This is a genomic window from Vibrio sp. E150_011, from assembly GCF_053544015.1.
In genome coordinates this window covers 88,014-108,563 of record NZ_JBHFOL010000014.1, presented here as the reverse complement: position 1 = coordinate 108,563, position 20,550 = coordinate 88,014, and the positions used below count along the sequence as shown (strand labels likewise).

General features: G+C 45.8%; 17 protein-coding genes. 4 read left to right on the top strand and 13 right to left on the bottom strand.

From position 1 onward, the window contains the following. Positions 1–170 precede the first annotated feature (170 nt). Positions 171–2,063: an ATP-dependent zinc protease family protein gene (locus tag ACE1OE_RS18560; protein ID WP_102470967.1), complete on the top strand. Its 1,893-nt coding sequence runs from the start codon at positions 171–173 to the stop codon at positions 2,061–2,063. A 109-nt stretch (positions 2,064–2,172) separates the two neighbouring features. On the opposite strand, the gene ACE1OE_RS18555 is transcribed toward ACE1OE_RS18560, so the two are convergent. Beyond that, positions 2,173–3,282, bottom strand: a complete 1,110-nt coding sequence (locus ACE1OE_RS18555) for a CNNM domain-containing protein (RefSeq protein WP_449211920.1) — start codon at positions 3,280–3,282, stop codon at positions 2,173–2,175. A gap of 319 nt (positions 3,283–3,601) precedes the next feature. Here ACE1OE_RS18555 and hupA point away from each other — a divergent pair, with 319 nt between their 5' ends. After that, a complete protein-coding gene (gene hupA / locus ACE1OE_RS18550) occupies positions 3,602–3,874 on the top strand; it encodes a nucleoid-associated protein HU-alpha (protein ID WP_102470969.1) in 273 nt (90 codons plus the stop codon). A 229-nt stretch (positions 3,875–4,103) separates the two neighbouring features. Continuing rightward, a complete protein-coding gene (locus tag ACE1OE_RS18545; RefSeq protein WP_102470970.1) occupies positions 4,104–4,799 on the top strand; it encodes a DUF1481 domain-containing protein in 696 nt (231 codons plus the stop codon). Between the two features lie 71 nt (positions 4,800–4,870). Here ACE1OE_RS18545 and purD read toward each other — a convergent pair whose 3' ends face one another. After that, positions 4,871–6,160 carry a phosphoribosylamine--glycine ligase gene (purD, locus tag ACE1OE_RS18540; protein WP_449211919.1) on the bottom strand — a complete coding sequence of 430 codons (1,290 nt, stop codon included), beginning with the start codon at positions 6,158–6,160 and terminating at the stop codon, positions 4,871–4,873. A gap of 200 nt (positions 6,161–6,360) precedes the next feature. Continuing rightward, positions 6,361–7,953, bottom strand: a complete 1,593-nt coding sequence (gene purH / locus ACE1OE_RS18535; protein ID WP_449211918.1) for a bifunctional phosphoribosylaminoimidazolecarboxamide formyltransferase/IMP cyclohydrolase — start codon at positions 7,951–7,953, stop codon at positions 6,361–6,363. Positions 7,954–8,248: 295 nt separating this feature from the next. On the opposite strand from purH, the gene zntR reads away from it, so the two are divergent. After that, positions 8,249–8,665 carry a Zn(2+)-responsive transcriptional regulator gene (gene zntR, locus ACE1OE_RS18530; RefSeq protein WP_102468213.1) on the top strand — a complete coding sequence of 139 codons (417 nt, stop codon included), beginning with the start codon at positions 8,249–8,251 and terminating at the stop codon, positions 8,663–8,665. Between the two features lie 22 nt (positions 8,666–8,687). Here zntR and ACE1OE_RS18525 read toward each other — a convergent pair whose 3' ends face one another. The 10 genes from ACE1OE_RS18525 to ACE1OE_RS18480 form a co-directional block, all read right to left on the bottom strand. Next, positions 8,688–10,331, bottom strand: a complete 1,644-nt coding sequence (locus ACE1OE_RS18525; RefSeq protein WP_449211917.1) for a methyl-accepting chemotaxis protein — start codon at positions 10,329–10,331, stop codon at positions 8,688–8,690. A 302-nt stretch (positions 10,332–10,633) separates the two neighbouring features. Next, complete coding sequence (fis, locus tag ACE1OE_RS18520) at positions 10,634–10,930, bottom strand: DNA-binding transcriptional regulator Fis (protein ID WP_006073423.1); 297 nt, start codon at positions 10,928–10,930, stop codon at positions 10,634–10,636. Positions 10,931–10,953: 23 nt separating this feature from the next. Continuing rightward, the gene (dusB, locus tag ACE1OE_RS18515) at positions 10,954–11,922 is read right to left on the bottom strand and encodes a tRNA dihydrouridine synthase DusB (protein ID WP_102468215.1); all 969 of its coding nucleotides are present in this window, start codon (positions 11,920–11,922) and stop codon (positions 10,954–10,956) included. A 200-nt stretch (positions 11,923–12,122) separates the two neighbouring features. Beyond that, complete coding sequence (prmA, locus tag ACE1OE_RS18510; RefSeq protein WP_449211916.1) at positions 12,123–13,004, bottom strand: 50S ribosomal protein L11 methyltransferase; 882 nt, start codon at positions 13,002–13,004, stop codon at positions 12,123–12,125. 106 nt (positions 13,005–13,110) lie between these two features. Continuing rightward, positions 13,111–14,454, bottom strand: coding sequence for an acetyl-CoA carboxylase biotin carboxylase subunit (gene accC, locus ACE1OE_RS18505; RefSeq protein WP_449211915.1), 1,344 nt, complete (start codon positions 14,452–14,454; stop codon positions 13,111–13,113). Positions 14,455–14,469: 15 nt separating this feature from the next. Then, complete coding sequence (gene accB, locus ACE1OE_RS18500; RefSeq protein ID WP_449211914.1) at positions 14,470–14,928, bottom strand: acetyl-CoA carboxylase biotin carboxyl carrier protein; 459 nt, start codon at positions 14,926–14,928, stop codon at positions 14,470–14,472. Between the two features lie 57 nt (positions 14,929–14,985). Then, entirely contained in the window at positions 14,986–15,432 is a 447-nt protein-coding gene (gene aroQ / locus ACE1OE_RS18495) for a type II 3-dehydroquinate dehydratase (protein WP_102468219.1), read from the bottom strand. A 274-nt stretch (positions 15,433–15,706) separates the two neighbouring features. After that, complete coding sequence (acs, locus tag ACE1OE_RS18490; protein ID WP_449211913.1) at positions 15,707–17,656, bottom strand: acetate--CoA ligase; 1,950 nt, start codon at positions 17,654–17,656, stop codon at positions 15,707–15,709. Positions 17,657–17,825: 169 nt separating this feature from the next. Next, complete coding sequence (locus ACE1OE_RS18485) at positions 17,826–18,452, bottom strand: 3'-5' exonuclease (RefSeq protein ID WP_449211912.1); 627 nt, start codon at positions 18,450–18,452, stop codon at positions 17,826–17,828. 37 nt (positions 18,453–18,489) lie between these two features. Continuing rightward, positions 18,490–20,316: a putative nucleotidyltransferase substrate binding domain-containing protein gene (locus ACE1OE_RS18480; protein ID WP_449211911.1), complete on the bottom strand. Its 1,827-nt coding sequence runs from the start codon at positions 20,314–20,316 to the stop codon at positions 18,490–18,492. Positions 20,317–20,550: the final 234 nt, after the last annotated feature.

Here is a 20,550-nt window from a genome sequence, read left to right as displayed (position 1 = left end):
ATATTTCAAAGGTGAAAAACGGTATGAATTTGCTAATTTATTGATATGCGCGTGGATATTCCGTTAGTTTTCTGTAAAGTTAATAGAGTAGCGATGAGAAATATGGATGCTCGTTGTCTTATGTAATTCGGATACCCTCAGTCGGTCGGTCAGTGAATGGATGTATTATAATGAAAAAATCAGCAATTAAATTGGCACTAATTTTAGCCTCTATGACCAGCGGGTGGGCGTTGGCCGCACCTGATCTTTCTACGACCCAGGCCCCCTTATTGACGATTGAAGATAAGATCGTATTAGGGCGAGTGGAAAACGTCTATTACCCAAGTATTGAGGCGCTCGATGGCGTGCCATTTGTTGGTAAGATTGATACGGGTGCCGATACAACATCAATGCATGCTGAAGATATTGAAGTTGTCAGTAAAAACCCTAAATACCAAGGGCTGAGCAATGAAAAGCTCATGCAAACTATCGTAGATGAATACGGTGGTTCGGCCAGTGATTGGTGGCTAGAAGAATTCGATAATGATCAGCGTAATTTCCAAGGCACGGTTCGTTTCACTGTGCGTCACCCTTATACGGGTGAGAAAATCAAGATCGAGCGCCCTTTGACGCGAACAAGTGTTATCAGAAGTCGTACTAGCACGACCCCGATTTATAGACCTGTCGTGACCCTTCCAATGACCATTGCAGGTAAAACGGTTGATACTGAAGTCAACCTGACCAATCGTAATGACTTTAGTGCTCCGGTCTTAATTGGTAAAACATTCTTGGCGAACAATGCCTGGGTGATGGCTGGGTATGATTATTTACAGGCACAAAAAGACGCGCAAATCATTGGTCGTCGCGAAGTGGGCTCTGTGAATGATGTGGCTTTAGACGTGAGTGTCTCACTCAAAAATAATTACAGTATTTTGAATGCCCAGAATATCAAGGTGAACAAGAAAGACGCCACGGTGAGCTTTGATTTAGTCGGTAAAGATAAGACCATGAGCAAAGCCGTCACCTATCCTTTAGTCAAAATGCTCTCAGTTGGCGACAATGAATATCCATTGGTCTACGTCACCTTTAAAGGCGAAAAAGAGTTTGAGCAGCCAATCTTAGTGTATTTGAAAGACCGTTCATCAAATAGCACTCAACTTCGTTTGGGGCTTAATACGCTGAATCAGTACTTTATTGTTGATACAAACGCTAAGAATAAACTGACAAAGAAAAAGCAGAGCTTTAAAGCCCGAATGAGTGATGACCCACTCGTGATCTCTCCGGTTGAAAGTGTGATTTTGGATGGTTATAAATTGGCAGCTGAGCCATCGTTTACGGTGAGTACTCCGTTACTTAAAGTAGCCAGTTTCGAAATGATTGAAGCAAAAGGGCGAGATAAAGTGGAGTACTACCTATCCAACGCTCGTGGTAATGATGAGATTATTCGAAAAACCATTTTACGAAAGATAAAAGTAGGCGATACCGTTAGACCCGTGGTTGACGGAGAATTTATTGTTGGTGGTAAAGACGTCAATGTTGAATTTGCGTTGGAGGCTCTGGACAGTGATGAGGGTGATACGCCGTATTTAATCATAGGGAAGAAAGCGAATAAAGCCGGTGTACTGGTGAATACACGTAGCGAAAATTTACTCGATGCCTACCCGGTATTTACCGCAGGGCATATCGAGAATGCGACCGTCGAAGGGCTACAATTCCCAGTCAAACTTGATACTGGTGCAGATGTAAGTTCAATGAATGCCTTAAACATCAAGCAGTTTGAAAAAGACGGTAAAAAGATGGTCTCGTTTACTTATTCAAATGATATGGGCATGAAAGAGCAGTTCACTCGTGAAGTAGTCGATGTCATGCGTATTAAGGGTAAACAGGGAGAAAAAGCCAATGTACGCCCTGTCGTTGAGATGCGAGTAAAACTAGGGGATGTAGAGAAGACCATTCGAGTCAACCTACAAGACCGCGCGCGCTTCCATTACAGTATGATACTGGGGAAAAACTTCCTGAAATATGGGGTGGTAGTAAGCAGTGATGAAAACTTCCTACTTGGCAATGAAATTGGTAGTCATTAAGGCATCGTAGCAATGCGGTTTGTTATCAACACCATCGCGTGTTAATAACAAATGCTGATGTAACAAAAAACGCCAGTGAGAGACTCACTGGCGTTTTTTATGATTCTGATTATTCAGAGTCTTTTTTCGGCTGAGATTCCGAGGACCGTTCTCTGATCTCATCATCATCTTCATCAGAACCATCAATCATGCTGTGCTTTTCTTTCCAGTGCTCCCAGCGCTGTGATGCCAATTCCTGCATGTCTGTTGTTTTATCCGCTTCATCGACAATCTCTTGCCCGAGTAAATGCTCAAAGATGTCTTCCAGCGTGATAATGCCTTGAATCGTACCGTATTCATCAACAATCATAGCAATATGGATACGTGCGGCCATCATTTGCTCAAAGGCTTTGGGCAATATAATCGTATTAAACAGTACATGGATAGGGCGCATGACGGCCCCTAACTGCTGCTCACCGCCCCCTTGTTGCTGAAGCTTAAACAACTCTAATCGATGCACAAACCCCAAGATATTATCTTTCTGTTCACTGTAAACCAATGGTCGAGAGAACGGTGTTTCTTTGTGCTCATCGAGAAACGCATTAATCGTCATCTCTGCCGGCACTCTAAAGACAACCGGTCTTGGCGTCATGACATGGGTTACAGGGATATCTTGAATATTGATGATATTAGTCAACATGGTTGACTCACCCTCAGCAAACTCCCCACTTTCTTTGGCAAGTAACGCCATTGCAGAAAGCTCATCGCGCATTTTAGGCGCTTCATGGCCACGAGCAAGGCGCTTAGTGATTTGTTCAGAAAACCAAACAAAGGGTGTCAGTGCCCATACCATCCAACGTAGCACTGTTGCCGCTGACGGTGCCAATTGACGCCAGTATGTTGCGCCAATGGTTTTTGGAACAATCTCAGATAGGACCAATATACCTAGTGTCAGTACTGCAGAAAATACGCCTAACCATTCACTACCAAATACAACGGCAGCTTGTGCACCGGCCGTTGCTGCACCAATGGTGTGAGCGATCGTGTTGAGGGTTAAAATAGATGCGAGCGGTCGATCGATATCGGCTTTCAGTTGGGTCAGTCTTTCTGCTGCTGGGTGTTCTTGTTGACGCAGCTGCGCCAAGTAACTTGGGGTAATGCTAAGTAGCACGGCCTCCAAGACTGAACAGACAAAAGAAACACCGATCGCAATCGAAATATATACCGTTAAGAGAAACATTTATTTCCTAGTGTGTACACACATCAACCTAACTTTGCTGAAATTTCAACCTGTGCATTATTGGTGAGTGTAAATAAAATAGGGCTGCCAATTGGGTTCATCAGGCTTGTCTTTTGTGCAGCAGTGTCTTTATGCGGCTTTCTGATGCAAATTACAAGGCTTCAAATTCAATCTGCGTATAACAAATTGTGAGTTATTGCTCATAAAACGGCGAAATCTCAATCATTAGGGACAAAGATCGCCTACAAACCTTTGCCAGATGGGGGCTTTATGATTTAGAGTGGGCTTTAACTCGATAACATGAAAGAAGGGAAACCTAATGAATAAGACCCAATTAATCGACTTTATCGCTGAAAAAGCTGACCTATCAAAAGCACAAGCAAAAACAGCTCTTGAAGCAACCCTTTCAGGTGTTTCTGAAGCACTAAGCGAAGGTGACCAAGTTCAACTAATTGGTTTCGGTACGTTTAAAGTAAATCACCGTGCTGCACGTACAGGTCGTAACCCAAAAACGGGTGACGAAATCCAAATCGCTGCTGCAAACGTACCTGCATTCGTTTCAGGCAAAGCGCTTAAAGACGCTGTTAAGTAATAAATTGACACCGATGATACGTCATCGGTGTTTTTATTTCCGTTCAGAGGACTATCGGTAAACCTTTCTCGTCTTATCCGCTATTGTTTTACCAATATTTCCCTTTCTATTTTGTCATAATTGAAATGAACGTCATGCCATTATTGTGGTCTTATTAACATGCTCATTGTTTTGTGAGTGTCTGTCACTATCCAGAATTTATTCGGATACTTGAGGTATTGGAACGTTAATGAAAAAGACGCTATTGGTATCATTGTTCGCCATCGCCCTAGCTGGGTGTGCTTCTACGCCGTCACCAAGTATTAATCAATATTCGCAATTCACGGGCGGACAGACGTTAGGTGATGCAACAAGTTTGTATTGGTATACGGAGCGCTTAAGTAAGCCTTACAGTGCCGCTGATTACGTCGATATGAATGATTATGGTTGGTATAAATCAAACTATCGCTGGAATGGTGGGGAGCTACGTGAATTTGTGCGCGAGGGACTCCAAAAAGACGCGAACAGCAAGTCGATAAAGTATCGTATTCATGTCCGTTTTAATAAAGACGGAGAGGCGGTTTATCAGCAATATCGTCGCGATGGTAAAGTGTTACCGGTGAAACGTGCGCAGCTTGAGAATTATCAGCGTGAAGCGGCGCTTTTAGCGGAACGAGTCAAAGAACAAGATAAAGATGGCTTGGAGCTTATTCAGGGGCATTGGGATGGGAAAACGCTAGAAACATGCAATGACATAGCCTTCCAAAACATAAAGTTTGAGCAGAGTTTGCCTGATTTTGTCGTTAAGCGATTGGCTGAGGTCGAAAGCTATGTCGCCTTTCTCGGCAGTACTCGTTTGACTGGGGTACGCGTTGAGCAGTTGTTAATGTTGTCCGACGGCAGTACAAGTTGTCTCGAGAGACCGGTTTTGATTACCGAAGAATAGGCCACGATGGTTGTAGAAAAGGGCGCTCATAATGAGCGCCCTTTTATTTGCAATAAATAAAACTAAGTCTTTTATTTTTGTTGTTCACGAGCAATCGCGCGGTAGCCGATGTCGTTACGATGGAACATGCCATCCCAACTGACTTGCTTCGCGAGTTCATAAGCGCGTTGCTGTGCTTCTGATACGGTATTTCCCAGCGCGGTTGCGCAGAGAACGCGACCCCCATTGGTAACCACATTGCCGTCTTTATCGGCTGTGCCCGCATGGAAGATTTTTTCACCTTCGACATCTTGGGTGGACAGTCCAGAAATCACATCGCCTTTGTTGTATGCCGCTGGGTAGCCGCCGGCAGCTAAAACGATACCAATAGAAGCTCTAGGATCCCACTTAGACTCTACTTTATCGAGTTTTTTGTCGATAGCAGCAAGGCATAGCTCAACCATGTCAGATTGCATACGCATCATGATTGGTTGTGTTTCTGGATCGCCGAATCGACAATTGTATTCGATAACCTTTGGTGTGCCATCTGCATCGATCATCAAACCAGCATAAAGGAAACCAGTGTATGGATTGCCCTCAGCGGCCATACCGCGAACCGTCGGGTAGATAACCTCGTTCATGATGCGATCGTGGATTTCTTTGGTGACGACAGGAGCGGGAGAATACGCGCCCATACCACCAGTATTTGGTCCAGTGTCTTTGTCACCTACGCGTTTATGGTCCTGGCTGGTGGCCATTGGCAAGACATTCTCACCATCAACCATCACGATGAAGCTGGCTTCTTCGCCATCAAGGAACTCTTCGATAACAACGCGGCTACCGGCTTCGCCAAACGCGTTACCTGCTAACATGTCTTTGATAGCATCTTCTGCTTCTTGTAGCGTCATGGCTACAATCACACCCTTACCCGCAGCAAGCCCATCTGCTTTTACGACGATAGGAGCACCTTGCTCACGAACATAAGCCAATGCTGGCTCAATCTCGGTAAAGTTAGAGTAGTAACCGGTAGGGATATCATGGCGCGCTAAAAAATCTTTTGTGAATGCTTTTGAGCCTTCAAGTTGAGCGGCGGCTTCTGTTGGACCAAAAATTGGTAGGCCAGCAGCGCGAAATGCATCTACAACACCGATAACAAGCGGGGCCTCAGGGCCAACGATCGTTAATTCAATTTTTTTTTCTTGAGCAAATGCCACTAGGCCAGCGATGTCTTCAACATCAATCGCGACGTTTTCTAGCTTTGCTTCAAGTGCTGAGCCTGCATTACCAGGAGCAACATAGACAGTGTCAACATCTTGGTTCTGTGCGACTTTCCAACCTAGAGCGTGTTCACGACCGCCTGCACCAATAATTAATACATTCATTTCATTTTACCTTTGATAGCACCACTATGTTGCTGGGTAGACTCTCGCCTATTGCCCTCTGTTTTTCTTGGGATAGCAAACTAGTTTAGCTCTAAAATTAAAATTTCTAATCACTCTTTAATCAGACTAACGATCTGATATGGAAAGTGATTAGAACGAAAGAAAAGGCTCAAGCGCTTGGCGAGTGCCTTTATTATTTCTTAGTGACGGAAGTGACGCATGCCAGTAAAGATCATGGCCATGCCGTGTTCATCTGCTGCGGCAATGACTTCGTCATCGCGCATTGATCCGCCTGGTTGAATGACGCATTTGATTCCAGCTTCTGCCGCTGCATCGATGCCATCACGGAATGGGAAGAAAGCGTCAGAGGCCATCACACAACCTTCCACTTGCAACCCTTCGTCAGCCGCCTTGATACCTGCAATTTTCGCAGAATACACTCGGCTCATTTGGCCTGCGCCCACACCGATAGTCATGTCACCTTTTGAGTAAACAATCGCATTCGACTTCACGTACTTCGCTACCTTCCAGCAGAATAGTGCATCTTTCAGCTCTTCTTCTGTTGGTTGACGTTTAGAGACCACTTTTAAGTCGTCAGACGAAACCATACCTTGGTCTCGATCTTGAACAAGTAGGCCGCCGTTGACGCGTTTCACGTCAAAACCGGTTGTTTTCGTTGACCATTCACCACATTCAAGCAGGCGAAGGTTTTTCTTCGCTGCGATAATAGCCACGGCTTCAGCAGAAACGGATGGTGCAATAATGACTTCAACGAACTGACGCTCGGTGATAGCTGTTGCTGTCGCGGCATCCAGTTCGCGGTTGAAGGCAATGATGCCGCCAAATGCTGATGTTGGGTCGGTTTGGAAAGCACGGTCATAGGCTTCTAAAACATCTTTACCTAGTGCCACACCACATGGGTTTGCATGTTTCACAATCACACAGGCTGGTGCGTCAAATTCTTTCACACACTCAAGAGCGGCGTCAGTGTCAGCGATGTTGTTGTATGACAGGGCTTTGCCTTGGATTTGGCGAGCGGTAGAGACTGAAGCTTCTTCAGGATTTGCTTCAACATAGAATGCGGCAGCTTGATGGCTGTTCTCACCGTAGCGCATATCTTGCTTTTTCTCGAATTGCTGGTTGAACGTACGAGGGAACTTAGAGGCTTCATCGCCGTCTTTGTTCTCGCCGTAACTAGGAACCATAGTACCGAAGTAGTTAGCAATCATACCGTCGTAAGACGCGGTGTGCTCGAAGGCAGAAATAGCGAGGTCAAAGCGAGTCTCAAGAGTTAGAGAAGTCTCGTTTGCGTCCATTTCTGTAATAACACGTTGGTAGTCATGTGCATTAACAACAATCGCGACGTCTTTGTGGTTTTTGGCCGCAGAGCGAACCATTGTTGGACCACCGATATCAATGTTCTCAACGGCATCAGCAAGTGTGCAGCCTTCTTTTGCAACGGTTTCTGCAAACGGATAAAGGTTAACGACAACCATATCAATTGGGTTGATACCGTGAGTCGCCATGATCTCGTCGTCTTGACCGCGACGGCCTAATACGCCACCGTGAACTTTAGGATGCAGTGTCTTAACACGGCCATCCATCATTTCAGGGAATCCCGTGTAATCAGATACTTCAGTGACAGCGATGCCTTGCTCAGCCAGTAGACGAGCAGTACCGCCAGTAGAAAGGATATCAACACCGCGCTGTGAGAGTGCTTGTGCAAACTCAACAATACCAGTTTTGTCAGATACGCTGATAAGAGCGCGGCGAATTGGACGAGCGTTATTCATGCTTCTGTCTTCCTCAAAATTACAGAGTTAACGTTGCAGTGAGTAAGCCATTTGGTTGAACTTACTCACGGCCAAAGATGGTTGCCAAAACAGATGACTTTCCACGACCCTATGGACGGTTTATTATCTATTTAGGCAATGACCCTTGCACAAAAAAACATCAACGATGCCATTGGCGCGTATTCTAACCAATCTATTACAAAAAAGCTCGCGCAATCGTTTGGCATCGCATAAAAAAGTACATAAAAAAGCTTTTTACATCCATTTTATAATGAAGAGGTTAATTCAAACGGTTATGTTTCAGATAGGTGAGTTAGCAAAACGCTGCAAAGTCACAGCGGATACGTTGCGTTTTTATGAAAAGAATGGCTTGTTTCAACCCGCAGGGCGAAGTGGTTCTGGCTACCGACTGTATAGCGAAGAAAGTCAGGCACAGGTCACATTTATTCTCAAGGCTAAAGCGCTTGGGCTTAGTCTCGATGAGATTAAAGAGTTGTTGGGTATCAAGCTAGAAGCGACTGAGCATAGCTGCTCGGAGGTCAAGTCGATTACGTCGGCCAAACTTAAGGTTATTGACGACAAAATCGCGGAGTTAACTCGAATCAGAAATGCGTTGAAAAGGATTAATGATGCTTGTTGTGGAACTGGGCATGATGCCAGTCACTGCTCGATACTCGCGGCACTAGAATCAGGGGCGGATGATCGCCCTTGATTCTAGTGTGATATGTTTACGATCAAGATACCTTAAATGCACCTACGCCGTTAGTGAGGGTTTGCCCATCTTCTAATAGGCGTTCGCTAGCTTCAGCTAATGCTGTCGCTTCGAGTGCAGACTGGCTACCGTGATCAGCAATCTGTGTCAGATTTTGACTGATTTCATCGGTGGCAAGGGTTTGTTGTGAGCTGGCTTCGGCAATTTGCTGGTTTAATGAAAGGATCGAGTTAACCTGATCGTCGATCTCTGTCAGGGCGTTTTTAGCATTGGCTGCTTGCTCTAATGTCGCTTGTGATTGTTGTTGTGTTTGTGCCATGGATTGGCTTACTTCAGAGGCTTGAGATTGCAGCTTTTGAATAATTTGTTCAATCTCATCTGTACTAGATTGGGTCCGAGTGGCTAACGTTCGGACTTCATCGGCCACGACCGCAAATCCACGCCCTTGCTCGCCTGCTCTGGCCGCTTCGATGGCAGCGTTTAGTGCCAAGAGGTTCGTTTGCTCCGCCACGCCTCTGATGACCTCCAATACCGAACCAACCTCTTGGGTATCATTGGCCAGCATTTGAATATTTGAATCCGTTTCTGTAAGACGAATCGACAACGACTGCATATAGCTCGACGCCAACTCAATGACTTCTGTGCCGTGCCTTCCTTGTTCGCTGGCTTGTTTTGCTGCATTCGCGGCATGTTGAGCTGAATTCGCAACTTCTTGATTACTGGCGTGCAGCTCATTCATCGCTGATGCGACGGTATCGACGGCTTGCTGCTGCTGTTGAGATTTACTGGCACTACCCTGAGCTACCTTATTTAATGATACGGCTGCCTCGGTAATATTTTCAGTCACGGGTTTAATATCGTTAATGATAAGCCCTAGCTTAGTAGTGAAGCGGTTGAATGCTGCCGCAATCTGGCTGAGTTCGTCGCTGCCTTTTTCTGGCAGTTGACGGGTTAGGTCGCCATCACCGCTGGCGATGTCGTTGAGTGCGTTGAGTGTTTCTTGGCAAGGCGTTACGATGCTGCGGCTGAGCCAAGTCGCAAAGGCAAGCATAAAGAGGACAGCAACCCCAACGGAGATCATAACTCTTTTTACCTCTCCCCAGACCTGGGCTTGAATATCATCAACATACACCCCGGTACCCACGATCCAACCCCAAGGACTAAAAGTCTTGATGTAGGAGATTTTTTCTACTGGTGCATCGGCGCCAGGTTTTGGCCACATATAATTGACGAGCCCTTCTTGCTGGCTTTTTGCGACCTGAACGATATCCATGAACAAGCGCTTACCATTTGGATCAGCGACTTGGCTGAGATTTTGTCCGACGAGTGCCGGTTTTAATGGGTGCATGACCATTGTCGGCGTCATATCGTTGATCCAGAAATAATCCCCATGGTCATAACGAAGCGTCTTAATCGCTGCGATTGCGGATAATTGAGCTTCACTTTGAGATAGTTGACCGGATTGTTGCTGCTCGTAATAGTGATTGATGAGCGTGTGTGCGCTTTCAACTAAGTGACGGGTCTTCGTTTGTTTTGCTTCGGTCAAAGACTTGTCATAATCGACAAGCGATAATACGAGCGGAATAAGCAACGCAACTGAAACAACAAGGATCAGTAGGTACAATCGATTCTGAATAGACGTGTGGCGCAAAAACTGGGTATTCATTCTAAGAACTCCTTTTTCTTAAAGTGAACACATTACCAATGAAAAAACATTGGAATGCTGACTTTTAAGTAATCATGAACTAGGCAGTCTGACTGGTATTTATCATTATTATGAATGTACCTTACGGCATTCGCTTTGCGCAGGCTATCCCCGAGTAGCTGAAGATTTGAGCTAGCTTCAACTTTGTGCTGTGGCACGCAGTGGTAGGAGGAGAGGAAGTATTCAAGTGGTTGAGCATAAAAATAAAAAAGCCACGTTCCGAAGGAAGGTGGCTTTGGTGTTCAGCTAGTTACGAGAACCTATTAGTTCATGCCGTATTTTTTTAATTTCTTGCGAAGCGTACCACGGTTGATACCCATCATGGTTGCTGCGCGAGTTTGGTTTCCGCGTGTGTATTGCATGATGGTGTCTAGTAGTGGTTGTTCAACTTCTGCCAGCACTAGTTCATACAACTCAGTGACGTCTTGACCATTTAATTGAGCAAGGTAGTTCTTTAGAGACGCTTTGACAGAGTCACGTAGTGGCTTCTGAGTGATTTGGTCTTGAGATGTTACTGTCGTAACTGTCAATGGTTCTGAAGTCAAATTCTGTTCGAACATAATCGGTTTAGCTCTTCTCGTAATTATGATGCAACGTTTTTAAAATAGCCTTTTAATGAATCGATCTGTTCGTTAGCAGCATCAATAGCATTAAAGGCACGACGAAATTCACTGGCTTGTGCATGTTCTTTTAAATACCAGCCAACATGCTTGCGCGCGATACGTGGACCTAAAAACTCCCCATAAAACTCATGGAGGGCGTGAACATGGCCAAGCAAAATACTCTCAACATCCGCATCTGGACGCTCAGGCATCAGTGTGCCGTTTTCCAAGTAATGTTGGATTTCCTCGAAAATCCATGGCCGTCCTTGGGCCGGACGTCCAATCATCAAAGCGTCAGCGCCAGTATAATCCAAAACAAATTTGGCCTTTTCTGGGGTGTCTATATCACCGTTAGCAATAACGGGAATAGAGACGGCTTTTTTTACCGCTTTGATGCTGTCGTATTCTGCTTCACCTTTATACATGCAAGCTTTACTTCGACCATGAAGGGCGAGTGCTTGTATGCCACAATCTTCGGCAAGCCTTGCAATTTGGACGCAGTTTTTATTATCTGTGTCCCAGCCTGTTCGGGTTTTTAGTGTCACAGGGACATCTACTGCATCAACAACCGCACGCAGAATATCTTCAATAATATCTGGGTGCTTAAGCAGCGCAGAGCCCGCAAGCTTTTTATTTACTTTCTTTGCAGGACACCCCATGTTGATGTCGATGATTTGTGCACCGTTCTCAACACTGAATTGTGCCGCATCAGCCATAAGCTGTGCATCGGCACCTGCAATTTGCACAGAGCGAATACCGGATTCACCCTCGTGCACCATGCGTTGCTGTGACTTAGCTGTTTTCCATAGCTTAGGATTAGAGGACATCATTTCACTGACCGCCATTCCTGCACCGTAACGAAGGCACAACTCACGAAATGGTCTATCTGTCACTCCAGCCATAGGGGCGACGATAAGATTGTTCTTAAGTTGGTATTTTCCGATTTTCAAAACAGCGCCACAGGTTTACACAAGCAAGGGCGCGCATTTTACGCATTTTTTCGATGCGTGAAAAGACTAATATTTGAGCATTTACAATTTGTTTCTGCAAAATGCCTGATTTTCAGCCTTTTAGTGGCGAAAGTAATCTGAATTTGAATGGAGAAGTCGTCATCATTGAGTGGATTTATCGACTTCTCATTTACTTATTGCTATTTAGTGGCGGAAATACGGCACCATTCTTTGAGTTCAACAATCGGATCTACGCTCATGTCATCACGATAGTAGTTCGCTACATCTTCGGCTTGGGTATCGAGAACCCCCGACATCGCTAATTTGCCGTTTTCTTTAATGAGCGATTTAATGACACCAGATAAGTCACGAAGTGGACCGGCCAAAATATTGGCAACGACGACGTCTGCAAGTAGTTGCTCAGGCTGATCTTGCGGTAGGAAAAGCTCAAGTTGATCAGCAACACCATTGCGCTGGGCATTGTCTTTTGAGGCGACAAGTGCTTGAGGGTCGATATCGATACCGATGACTTTTTCCGCACCAAGCTTGATCGCTGCAATCGCAAGGATGCCCGAGCCACAGCCGAAATCGATGACGGTTTTACCGGCAAGATCGAGTGACTCAAGCCACTCTAAGCACAGTGCAGTCGTAGGGTGAGTACCGGTACCAAAAGCCAGACCAGGATCAAGCATCACATTGATTGCGTCAGGCTCTGGGACGTCTCGCCAACTTGGGCAGATCCACAGCCTTTTACCAAACTGCATTGGGTGGAAGTTATCCATCCATTCACGTTCCCAGTCCTTGTCTTCGAGTTGCTCAACCTTGTGTGCGAAGTTAGCGGCTAACATGTTACTTGCCGTGATTTGTGCAAGCACGAGCTTGGTGTCTGTCTCTGCATCATAGAGAGCGACAATATCGGTATCACCCCAAAGACGAGTCTCACCCGGTAGGGGTTCGAAAACCGGAGTATCATGGGCATCTAAGAAAGTGACAGAGAGTGCACCTGTCTCCTCCATTAACATATCACCGATAAGTTCAGCGTTGTCATTTGTGGCGTTGAGTTTGATTTGAATCCAAGGCATGAGTCGGGTCCGTGCTGAGTAATTTTGCGCAGAGTGTAGCAGATTCACGAAAATAGAGCATAAAAAAAGCCCACATGAGTGGGCTTAGTCATTTTGGAATACGGGTTTACTGCAGTCCGAGTTTTTTCTCAAGATAGTGGATGTTGGCACCACCATGTTGGAAGTTTTCGTCATTCATGATAGCGAGTTGTAGCTCAGTATTAACGTTAATACCCTCGACAATCATTTCACCTAACGCATTTTTCATACGAGCGATCGCCACGTCACGGTTTTCACCGTAAGTGATGAGCTTGCCAATCATTGAATCATAATGCGGTGGTACAGTATAACCAGTATAGATGTGAGATTCCCAACGAACGCCCATGCCGCCAGGCGCATGAAAGCGCTCGATCTTACCTGGTGAAGGTAGGAAACGGACGGGATCTTCTGCATTGATACGACACTCGATAGAGTGACCACGCAGTTTAATGTCGTCTTGGGTATAAGATAGTGGTTGCCCAGCCGCAATACGCAGCTGTTCTTTAACCAAATCAATCCCAGTCACCATCTCGGTGATAGTGTGTTCAACTTGAATACGCGTATTCATTTCAATGAAGTAGAATTCGCCGTTTTCATACAAGAACTCAAACGTACCAGCGCCACGGTAGCCTATCTCTAGACAAGCGCGAGTACAGCGTTCGCCGATGTACTTACGCATTTCTTCTGTGATACCAGGAGCCGGCGCTTCTTCCACTACTTTTTGGTGACGACGTTGCATCGAGCAATCACGCTCACCAAGGTGGATAGCATTACCTTGGCCGTCAGCAAGTACTTGAACTTCAATGTGACGAGGGTTTTCTAGGAATTTCTCCATGTAAACCATGTCATTGTTGAAGCATGCTTTTGCTTCCGCACGCGTCATCGCGATGGCTTCAGTCAGGTCAGCTTCGGCACGAACCACGCGCATACCACGACCACCACCACCACCAGAGGCTTTGATGATTACTGGGAAGCCAATACGTTTAGCATGAGCTTTATTCTGTGCTTCGTCGTCGTTTAATGGACCATCCGAACCAGGCACACAAGGCACACCCGCTTTCTTCATTGAATTGATCGCGGAGACCTTGTCACCCATCATTCGAATGGTTTCAGCTTTAGGACCAACAAAAATGAAACCACTTCGCTCTACTTGTTCAGCAAAGTCGGCGTTTTCAGATAAGAAGCCATAGCCAGGGTGAATAGCAACAGCACCAGTGACTTCCGCTGCACTAATAATGCGCGGGATGTTTAGGTAGCTATCGATACCGCGAGCAGGACCGATACAAATGGTTTCGTCTGCAAGAAGTACGTGCTTAAGATCGCGATCAGCCGTTGAGTGAACGGCGACCGTCTTAATGCCCAACTCTTTACAAGCGCGCAGAATACGTAGTGCAATCTCACCACGGTTCGCGATTACTAATTTATCTAACATAATGAGCGCTCTCTATTATTCGATAATGACTAGAGCTTGGTCGAACTCAACAGGTTGGCCGTCTTCAAGAAGAATCGCCGTCACGATACCAGATTTATCTGCTTCGATTTGGTTCATCATTTTCATGGCTTCAACGATACATAATGTATCGCCAGCAGACACTTGTTGGCCAACTTTAACAAATGGTTTTGCATCAGGGCTTGGTGCGCCGTAGAACGTACCGACCATAGGAGAAAGCACTTGGTGGCCCGCTGGAGTAGCCGGCGCTTCTGGTGCCGCTGCTGTTGGAGCTGCAGCAGGCGCCGTTGGGGCGGCCACAGGTGCAGGCGCCGCTGCGTATTGAATCGGTGCAACAGCACTAGCAGGGCTATTACGACTGATTCGTACTGACTCTTCACCTTCAGATATCTCTAGCTCAGAAATACCAGACTCTTCTACTAGTTCAATAAGTTTTTTTATTTTACGAATATCCATGTTTCTTTCTCTTCTCTATGTGAGTTAGATGACTGCTGCGCAGCCATAGAGTATCTATTATGCTTTCAGTGCTTTAATCGCAGCTGAAAGTGCAAATTCATAGCCCTGAGCCCCTAATCCACAAATGACCCCCTGTGCCTTGTCAGACAGATAAGAGTGGTGGCGGAATGGTTCTCTAGCATGAACATTTGATAAGTGAACTTCGATAAATGGGATTGAAACGCCAAGCAGTGCATCTCTAAGCGCAACACTGGTGTGGGTAAACGCGGCAGGGTTGATGATGATAAAATCGATATTACCGTGCGCAGCGTGGATTGCTTCAATGAGTTCGTATTCACGATTAGATTGCAGGTGTGTCAGTTCGACACCTTGCACTTGAGCCAAGTCAGTTAAGTTATCAACTATGTGTGATAGTGTTTCCGAACCATAGTGCCCCGGCTCCCTCAGTCCTAATAGATTAAGGTTTGGGCCATTTAAAACTAGAATTCGTGACTTTGCGGTCATAATGCTGCCATCTTCTGTTAACGTGAAATGAACGTGATTTATCTCAAGTTTATCTAAAGAACAAGCCTAATGTGACACTAATTTTAGGCTGTTTTTTAAAAGTTGACCAAGATTATAGCTAATTCACAGCATTTAGCAGCAATTTACTGGTCTAATCTCCCTATCTTTGTCCAAAAACTTGCAACAGAGTGCACGTTTTTACCTGAGGTTGAAAAAACTTGATACAAAAAAACCGCCTGACAAGCAGGCGGTTTGTTGTTGGTATGTTGCTGATTTACGCGAGTTCAGCCTTTTCTGCGATAAGCTTATCAACCACGCCTGGATCGGCGAGTGTGGAGGTATCCCCTAGGTTGCTAGTGTCTCCAGTGGCAATTTTTCGTAATATCCGGCGCATAATCTTACCTGAGCGTGTTTTAGGTAATGAATCGGTCCAGTGCAACACGTCGGGTGTCGCGATAGGGCCAATTTCTTTTCTTACCCAATCTTTAACTTGCTTGTGCAGTTCTGCCGAAGGATATTCGCCATCATTCAGTGTGATATACGCGTAAATGGCTTGGCCTTTAATATCGTGAGGAATACCCACAATGGCAGCTTCGGCAATTTTATCGAAAGCAACCAAAGCTGACTCGATTTCTGCCGTCCCCATTCGGTGTCCAGACACATTCAACACATCGTCGACACGACCGGTAATCCAGTAGTAGCCATCCTCATCACGTCGAGCGCCGTCACTTGTAAAATACATGCCTTTAAAGGTTGAGAAGTATGTCTGCTCAAAACGGTCATGATCACCGTAGACTGTGCGCATTTGACCTGGCCATGAATCGAGAATAACCAAGTTGCCGTCAGTTGCACCCTCTATAATGTTACCCATGTTATCGACCAATGCGGGTTGAACGCCAAAGAATGGTTTACTCGCCGAGCCCGGTTTTAGGTCTGTTGCGCCAGGTAGTGGGGTAATTAAAATGCCACCCGTTTCTGTTTGCCACCATGTGTCTACGATTGGTGATTGCTCATTACCGATGGTCTTGTAATACCACTCCCAAGCTTCGGGGTTAATAGGTTCACCTACCGATCCCATGATTCGTAGGCTATCGCGCTTGGTACCCTTGACCGCTTCATCACCTTTCGCCATGAGGGCTCGAATCGCAGTCGGGGCAGTGTAGAGGATATTAACTTGATGCTTATCCACCACCTCACTCATACGGCTAGTATTGGGATAATTTGGCACGCCTTCAAACAAAATGGTTTTTGCACCATTCGCGAGTGGCCCATAAACCAAATAAGTGTGACCGGTAATCCACCCTACATCGGCAGTACACCAGAAGGTTTCACCCGGTTGATAGTCGAAGACATATTTGAATGTCATTGCCGCGTAGACGAGATAGCCGCCGGTCGTGTGCAGTACGCCTTTTGGTTTACCCGTTGAGCCAGAAGTATAAAGAATAAATAGTGGGTCTTCGGCGTTCATCTCTTCTGGAGGGCATACCTCCGACGCGCTAGCAGTAGCTTCATGCCACCAAACGTCACGATGTTCATGCCATGCAACCTCTCCACCCGTGCGTTTTAGAACCATCACTTTAGTGATGTTTTTCACGTCTGGGTTGGTGAGTGCTTCGTCTACATTCTTTTTCAAAGGAACGGCGCGTCCCCCTCGAACCCCTTCATCAGCGGTGATGACGACTTTTGCATCCGAATCGATGATTCGACCAGACAGTGCCTCTGGGGAAAATCCACCAAACACCACGGTATGAACAGCACCAATACGAGTACAAGCTAGCATAGCGACAGCTGCCTCAGGCACCATTGGCATATATAGGCATACAACATCGCCTTTGTTGACACCTTGTGCTTTTAGGGCATTGGAGAACTGACACACTTCTTTGTGGAGTTCATTAAAGGTGAGGCTTTTATCATCGTTAGGGTCGTCGCCTTCCCAAATGATTGCCACATCGTCGCCTTTATCTGCAAGATGACGGTCAATACAGTTTGCCGACACATTGAGCGTGCCGTCTTCAAACCAGCGAATATCTACGTGGCCTGTATCAAAAGAGGTATTTTTTACCTGGGTGAAGGGTTTGATCCAGTCAACGATTTTACCGTGTTCTCCCCAAAATGCTTCAGGGTTACTAACAGATTGCTGATACATGGATAGGTAAGTGTCGTTATCCGCGTGCGTATGCGTTTTAATATTTTCTTTTACCGGATAAACATGAACTTCACTCATCGCTTCTCTCCTTGTGAATTGAGCACTTCCAGACTTGGGCTGAATTACATCTGTTATCAACTCTCGACTATATTGGCTTGAACAGCAATTAGACTTTAGGCGTAGTTGTCATTGTTCATTTAAAATCAATAACTTGAGTATGTTGTAAAGTGAGAGGTCAATCGCAAAATCAGTTTTGTAGGGTAAATGGAGGCATTGTGCCCCGCGTGAGCTTCAAATAGACGAGCGCTGCTGCCTTAGCATCATTCAGGGCGTCATGTTTGTTATAGGCTGGGATCTGTAGATGGCGACATATGGCTTCTAAGCTCAGGTCAAAATAACCATTAGGCAGCAAGCGCAATAGCTTGTCATTGTAGAGTTGGCTGACTTCAATAAGTGGGTTGGGTAACGGAAACCCTAAGTGCTTTTTTGTCACCCGGTCGAGAATTTTTTTGTCATAACGGATGTGATAGCCAACAAGGGGGCGATTGCCAATGAAGTCAATTAGAGAACGAATGGCGTGTTGTTCACTGATGCCGTGTTTTAAATCGTGATGAGTAATGTGGTGTATCTTTATTGATGCTTCATCAAGTGACTGAGGGGCTCGAAGGTGGACCTCAAAAGGTGCGCTAGTGATAACACGGTTATCGATGATTTTTGTTGCCGCAATCGTCACAATCTCTGCCACATTTGGGTCTAGGCTAGTGGTTTCACAATCGAGCGAAACGCATTCGTCTATTGATGGGCGAGCAAATAATGCAGCGTATGGGCTGCCTTTCAGCTTCCTTTGCCACCAAAAGCGAGTGATTGGATTCATCAGTGCTCCCTATCTTTACCGTTAGCGCGTTGCGCCGTTATAAGCGAATTTGGTAGTGGTACCCTAGCCATTGCTTGAATTTTTTAACCACATGCAATCCGTGACGCAATAAATCACGTTCAGGGCGCTCTAACCCATCCAGTTGTATCGCATTGTGTGTATGGTGGTTACGGAGTTGCTGTTGCAGTCGTAACTTAAAGAACTGTTTGAGTGCTTCTGAAAGGTTGTCAGCGGTTGACGTTTCTAACACGCGATGTTTAACGAGTTGGTCAATGCGGTCAAAGGTGTTCGTTGCTTCTAAACCGTATTCCAGGCTGAGAGCCCGTACACCGTGAACAATAGGAAAAATGCCGCCTTGTTTAATATCCAACCCCTCTTTGGATGTTTTTACATTACCAAACAAGGTGAGTGGTACACCAAAGGTAAGAGCGGGGCGGGCAAAGTCAGCAAGAATGAGTTCTTGCCCCTTCATTTGTTTTCTTAGCGAGACACTAATCGGTGTTAAAAGGTCAAGGTTGCCAGCCACCGCTCGCGCGTCAGCCAATATGGCCAGTTCCATGATGCTATCTGGTGTCGCTTTTGAAATGAGTTGATTAAGGTATGTATGCCACTCACTGATGCTTTTCACCCATTTATTATTGCTGACCATTACCTTACCGGGGCACAAGGGGTATCCAAGGCGAGCCAGTGTGTGGCTCAGTGTCTCCAGTACAGTTTGCTGGGCGGGCCAATCAAGGCCGTCATCTAAGATCAGGGCGTTGTCTTGGTCGGTTTTTAGTATCTGCTCTCCACGCCCTTCAGAACCTAGTACGATGAAGCAGCAATGATTCTGTATCGCAGGTGGTAAAACGAGTTCGAACGCTTTTTCAATGATTTGTTCATTGACGGCGGAAATGAGCTCCATCATGAATCGTGTGCGAATGCCGTTACTCATTAAGCTGTCGACTAATTGCTGTTGTTTTGTTGACGCTAGGGCAAGCTCTTCAATGCTATTTGAGCGAGCAATACTGAGTGATAGCACGTGAGAATGAGTTGAAAACGTGCTGAGAATTTGAGTCATGTCGAGCATACCAACAGGGAGAGCGCCGTCACAAACCATCAGGCGCTTAACACGCTGTCGGGTCATGGTCACCATGGCATTAAAGAGAAAGTCTTCTTTTTCTACGTGATGAACAGGGAAAGTGGCGATGTCGCTGATGGGGGTATCACATGGCAAGTGCTCAAGCACCACTGCGTGAAGCATATTGGTGCGGGTGACGATACCGTAAGGCAGTGCTGAGTGATGTTCATGTCTTCTTGGATCATCCTTTTTCAATTCGACTAAGGCCGCATCAACACCTTGCGCAAGTAACTGTTGTGTGACATCGGTAATCGTACGATCTGAGTGAATAATTAATGCCGGATGATAAATGTCTTCATCGACTTGAGTAAGAATGAACTCTGCGAGATTTTGCTGTTTTTGAGCATCCTCTACCAGTTGTTGCCTTGTCGCTAGGTTACTATCGAAATACGCTGCAAATTGGCCATTGGCTTGGTATAAGGAGAGAAAAACGTCGGTCGGTAATAGGTAGGTTAATGTGTCTTCCAATGCGACATAGTGGTGTTTCACCGGATCGCCAAACTGAGCTCTGACATCAAACATGTCATCATAAGTGTAGTGAGCGTAAATCTCATGGCTATTGTTATCGCGTTCTTCAACCGCGCCTTTAATGAGGATAAATAGGTGAGGGCTGGTTTGGTTGCTTTTGAGTAAAACGTCTTTTTCCCGAAAGTAGGCCACATCTAGAGATGCACGCAATTGAGATTGCTCGCGCTCAGATAACCGATCGAACGGGGGTAATGACATATTAAATTTATCAGGCATCGGCGTTCTCTGTGTTGTCCTACCATGCCTTTAGTCTGACAACTATTTGGCTAACCTCCAGACGACTTTAGTCGAATGTCGTCTCGATATTTGACGCTGTCGTCATGTTGCCATTATAAGGCTACGTAATGTGGCATCGTGCAATTGGAGGTAATTTATTTCTCGTAACAATTCCCTTTTTTGGAAGGTCATGTCATTGCATAATGTGTGCGATTGCTCGAAAGACTAGGGCAT

Excerpts from the sequence above, each read along its gene's own strand:
- ACE1OE_RS18560 (WP_102470967.1), top strand. The coding sequence starts at position 171 with ATGAAAAAATCAGCAATTAAATTGGCACTAATTTTAGCCTCTATGACC.
- ACE1OE_RS18555 (WP_449211920.1), bottom strand. The coding sequence starts at position 3,282 with ATGTTTCTCTTAACGGTATATATTTCGATTGCGATCGGTGTTTCTTTT.
- hupA (WP_102470969.1), top strand. The coding sequence starts at position 3,602 with ATGAATAAGACCCAATTAATCGACTTTATCGCTGAAAAAGCTGACCTA.
- ACE1OE_RS18545 (WP_102470970.1), top strand. The coding sequence starts at position 4,104 with ATGAAAAAGACGCTATTGGTATCATTGTTCGCCATCGCCCTAGCTGGG.
- purD (WP_449211919.1), bottom strand. The coding sequence starts at position 6,160 with ATGAATGTATTAATTATTGGTGCAGGCGGTCGTGAACACGCTCTAGGT.
- purH (WP_449211918.1), bottom strand. The coding sequence starts at position 7,953 with ATGAATAACGCTCGTCCAATTCGCCGCGCTCTTATCAGCGTATCTGAC.
- zntR (WP_102468213.1), top strand. The coding sequence starts at position 8,249 with ATGTTTCAGATAGGTGAGTTAGCAAAACGCTGCAAAGTCACAGCGGAT.
- ACE1OE_RS18525 (WP_449211917.1), bottom strand. The coding sequence starts at position 10,331 with ATGAATACCCAGTTTTTGCGCCACACGTCTATTCAGAATCGATTGTAC.
- fis (WP_006073423.1), bottom strand. The coding sequence starts at position 10,930 with ATGTTCGAACAGAATTTGACTTCAGAACCATTGACAGTTACGACAGTA.
- prmA (WP_449211916.1), bottom strand. The coding sequence starts at position 13,004 with ATGCCTTGGATTCAAATCAAACTCAACGCCACAAATGACAACGCTGAA.
- accC (WP_449211915.1), bottom strand. The coding sequence starts at position 14,454 with ATGTTAGATAAATTAGTAATCGCGAACCGTGGTGAGATTGCACTACGT.
- accB (WP_449211914.1), bottom strand. The coding sequence starts at position 14,928 with ATGGATATTCGTAAAATAAAAAAACTTATTGAACTAGTAGAAGAGTCT.
- aroQ (WP_102468219.1), bottom strand. The coding sequence starts at position 15,432 with ATGACCGCAAAGTCACGAATTCTAGTTTTAAATGGCCCAAACCTTAAT.
- acs (WP_449211913.1), bottom strand. The coding sequence starts at position 17,656 with ATGAGTGAAGTTCATGTTTATCCGGTAAAAGAAAATATTAAAACGCAT.
- ACE1OE_RS18485 (WP_449211912.1), bottom strand. The coding sequence starts at position 18,452 with ATGAATCCAATCACTCGCTTTTGGTGGCAAAGGAAGCTGAAAGGCAGC.
- ACE1OE_RS18480 (WP_449211911.1), bottom strand. The coding sequence starts at position 20,316 with ATGCCTGATAAATTTAATATGTCATTACCCCCGTTCGATCGGTTATCT.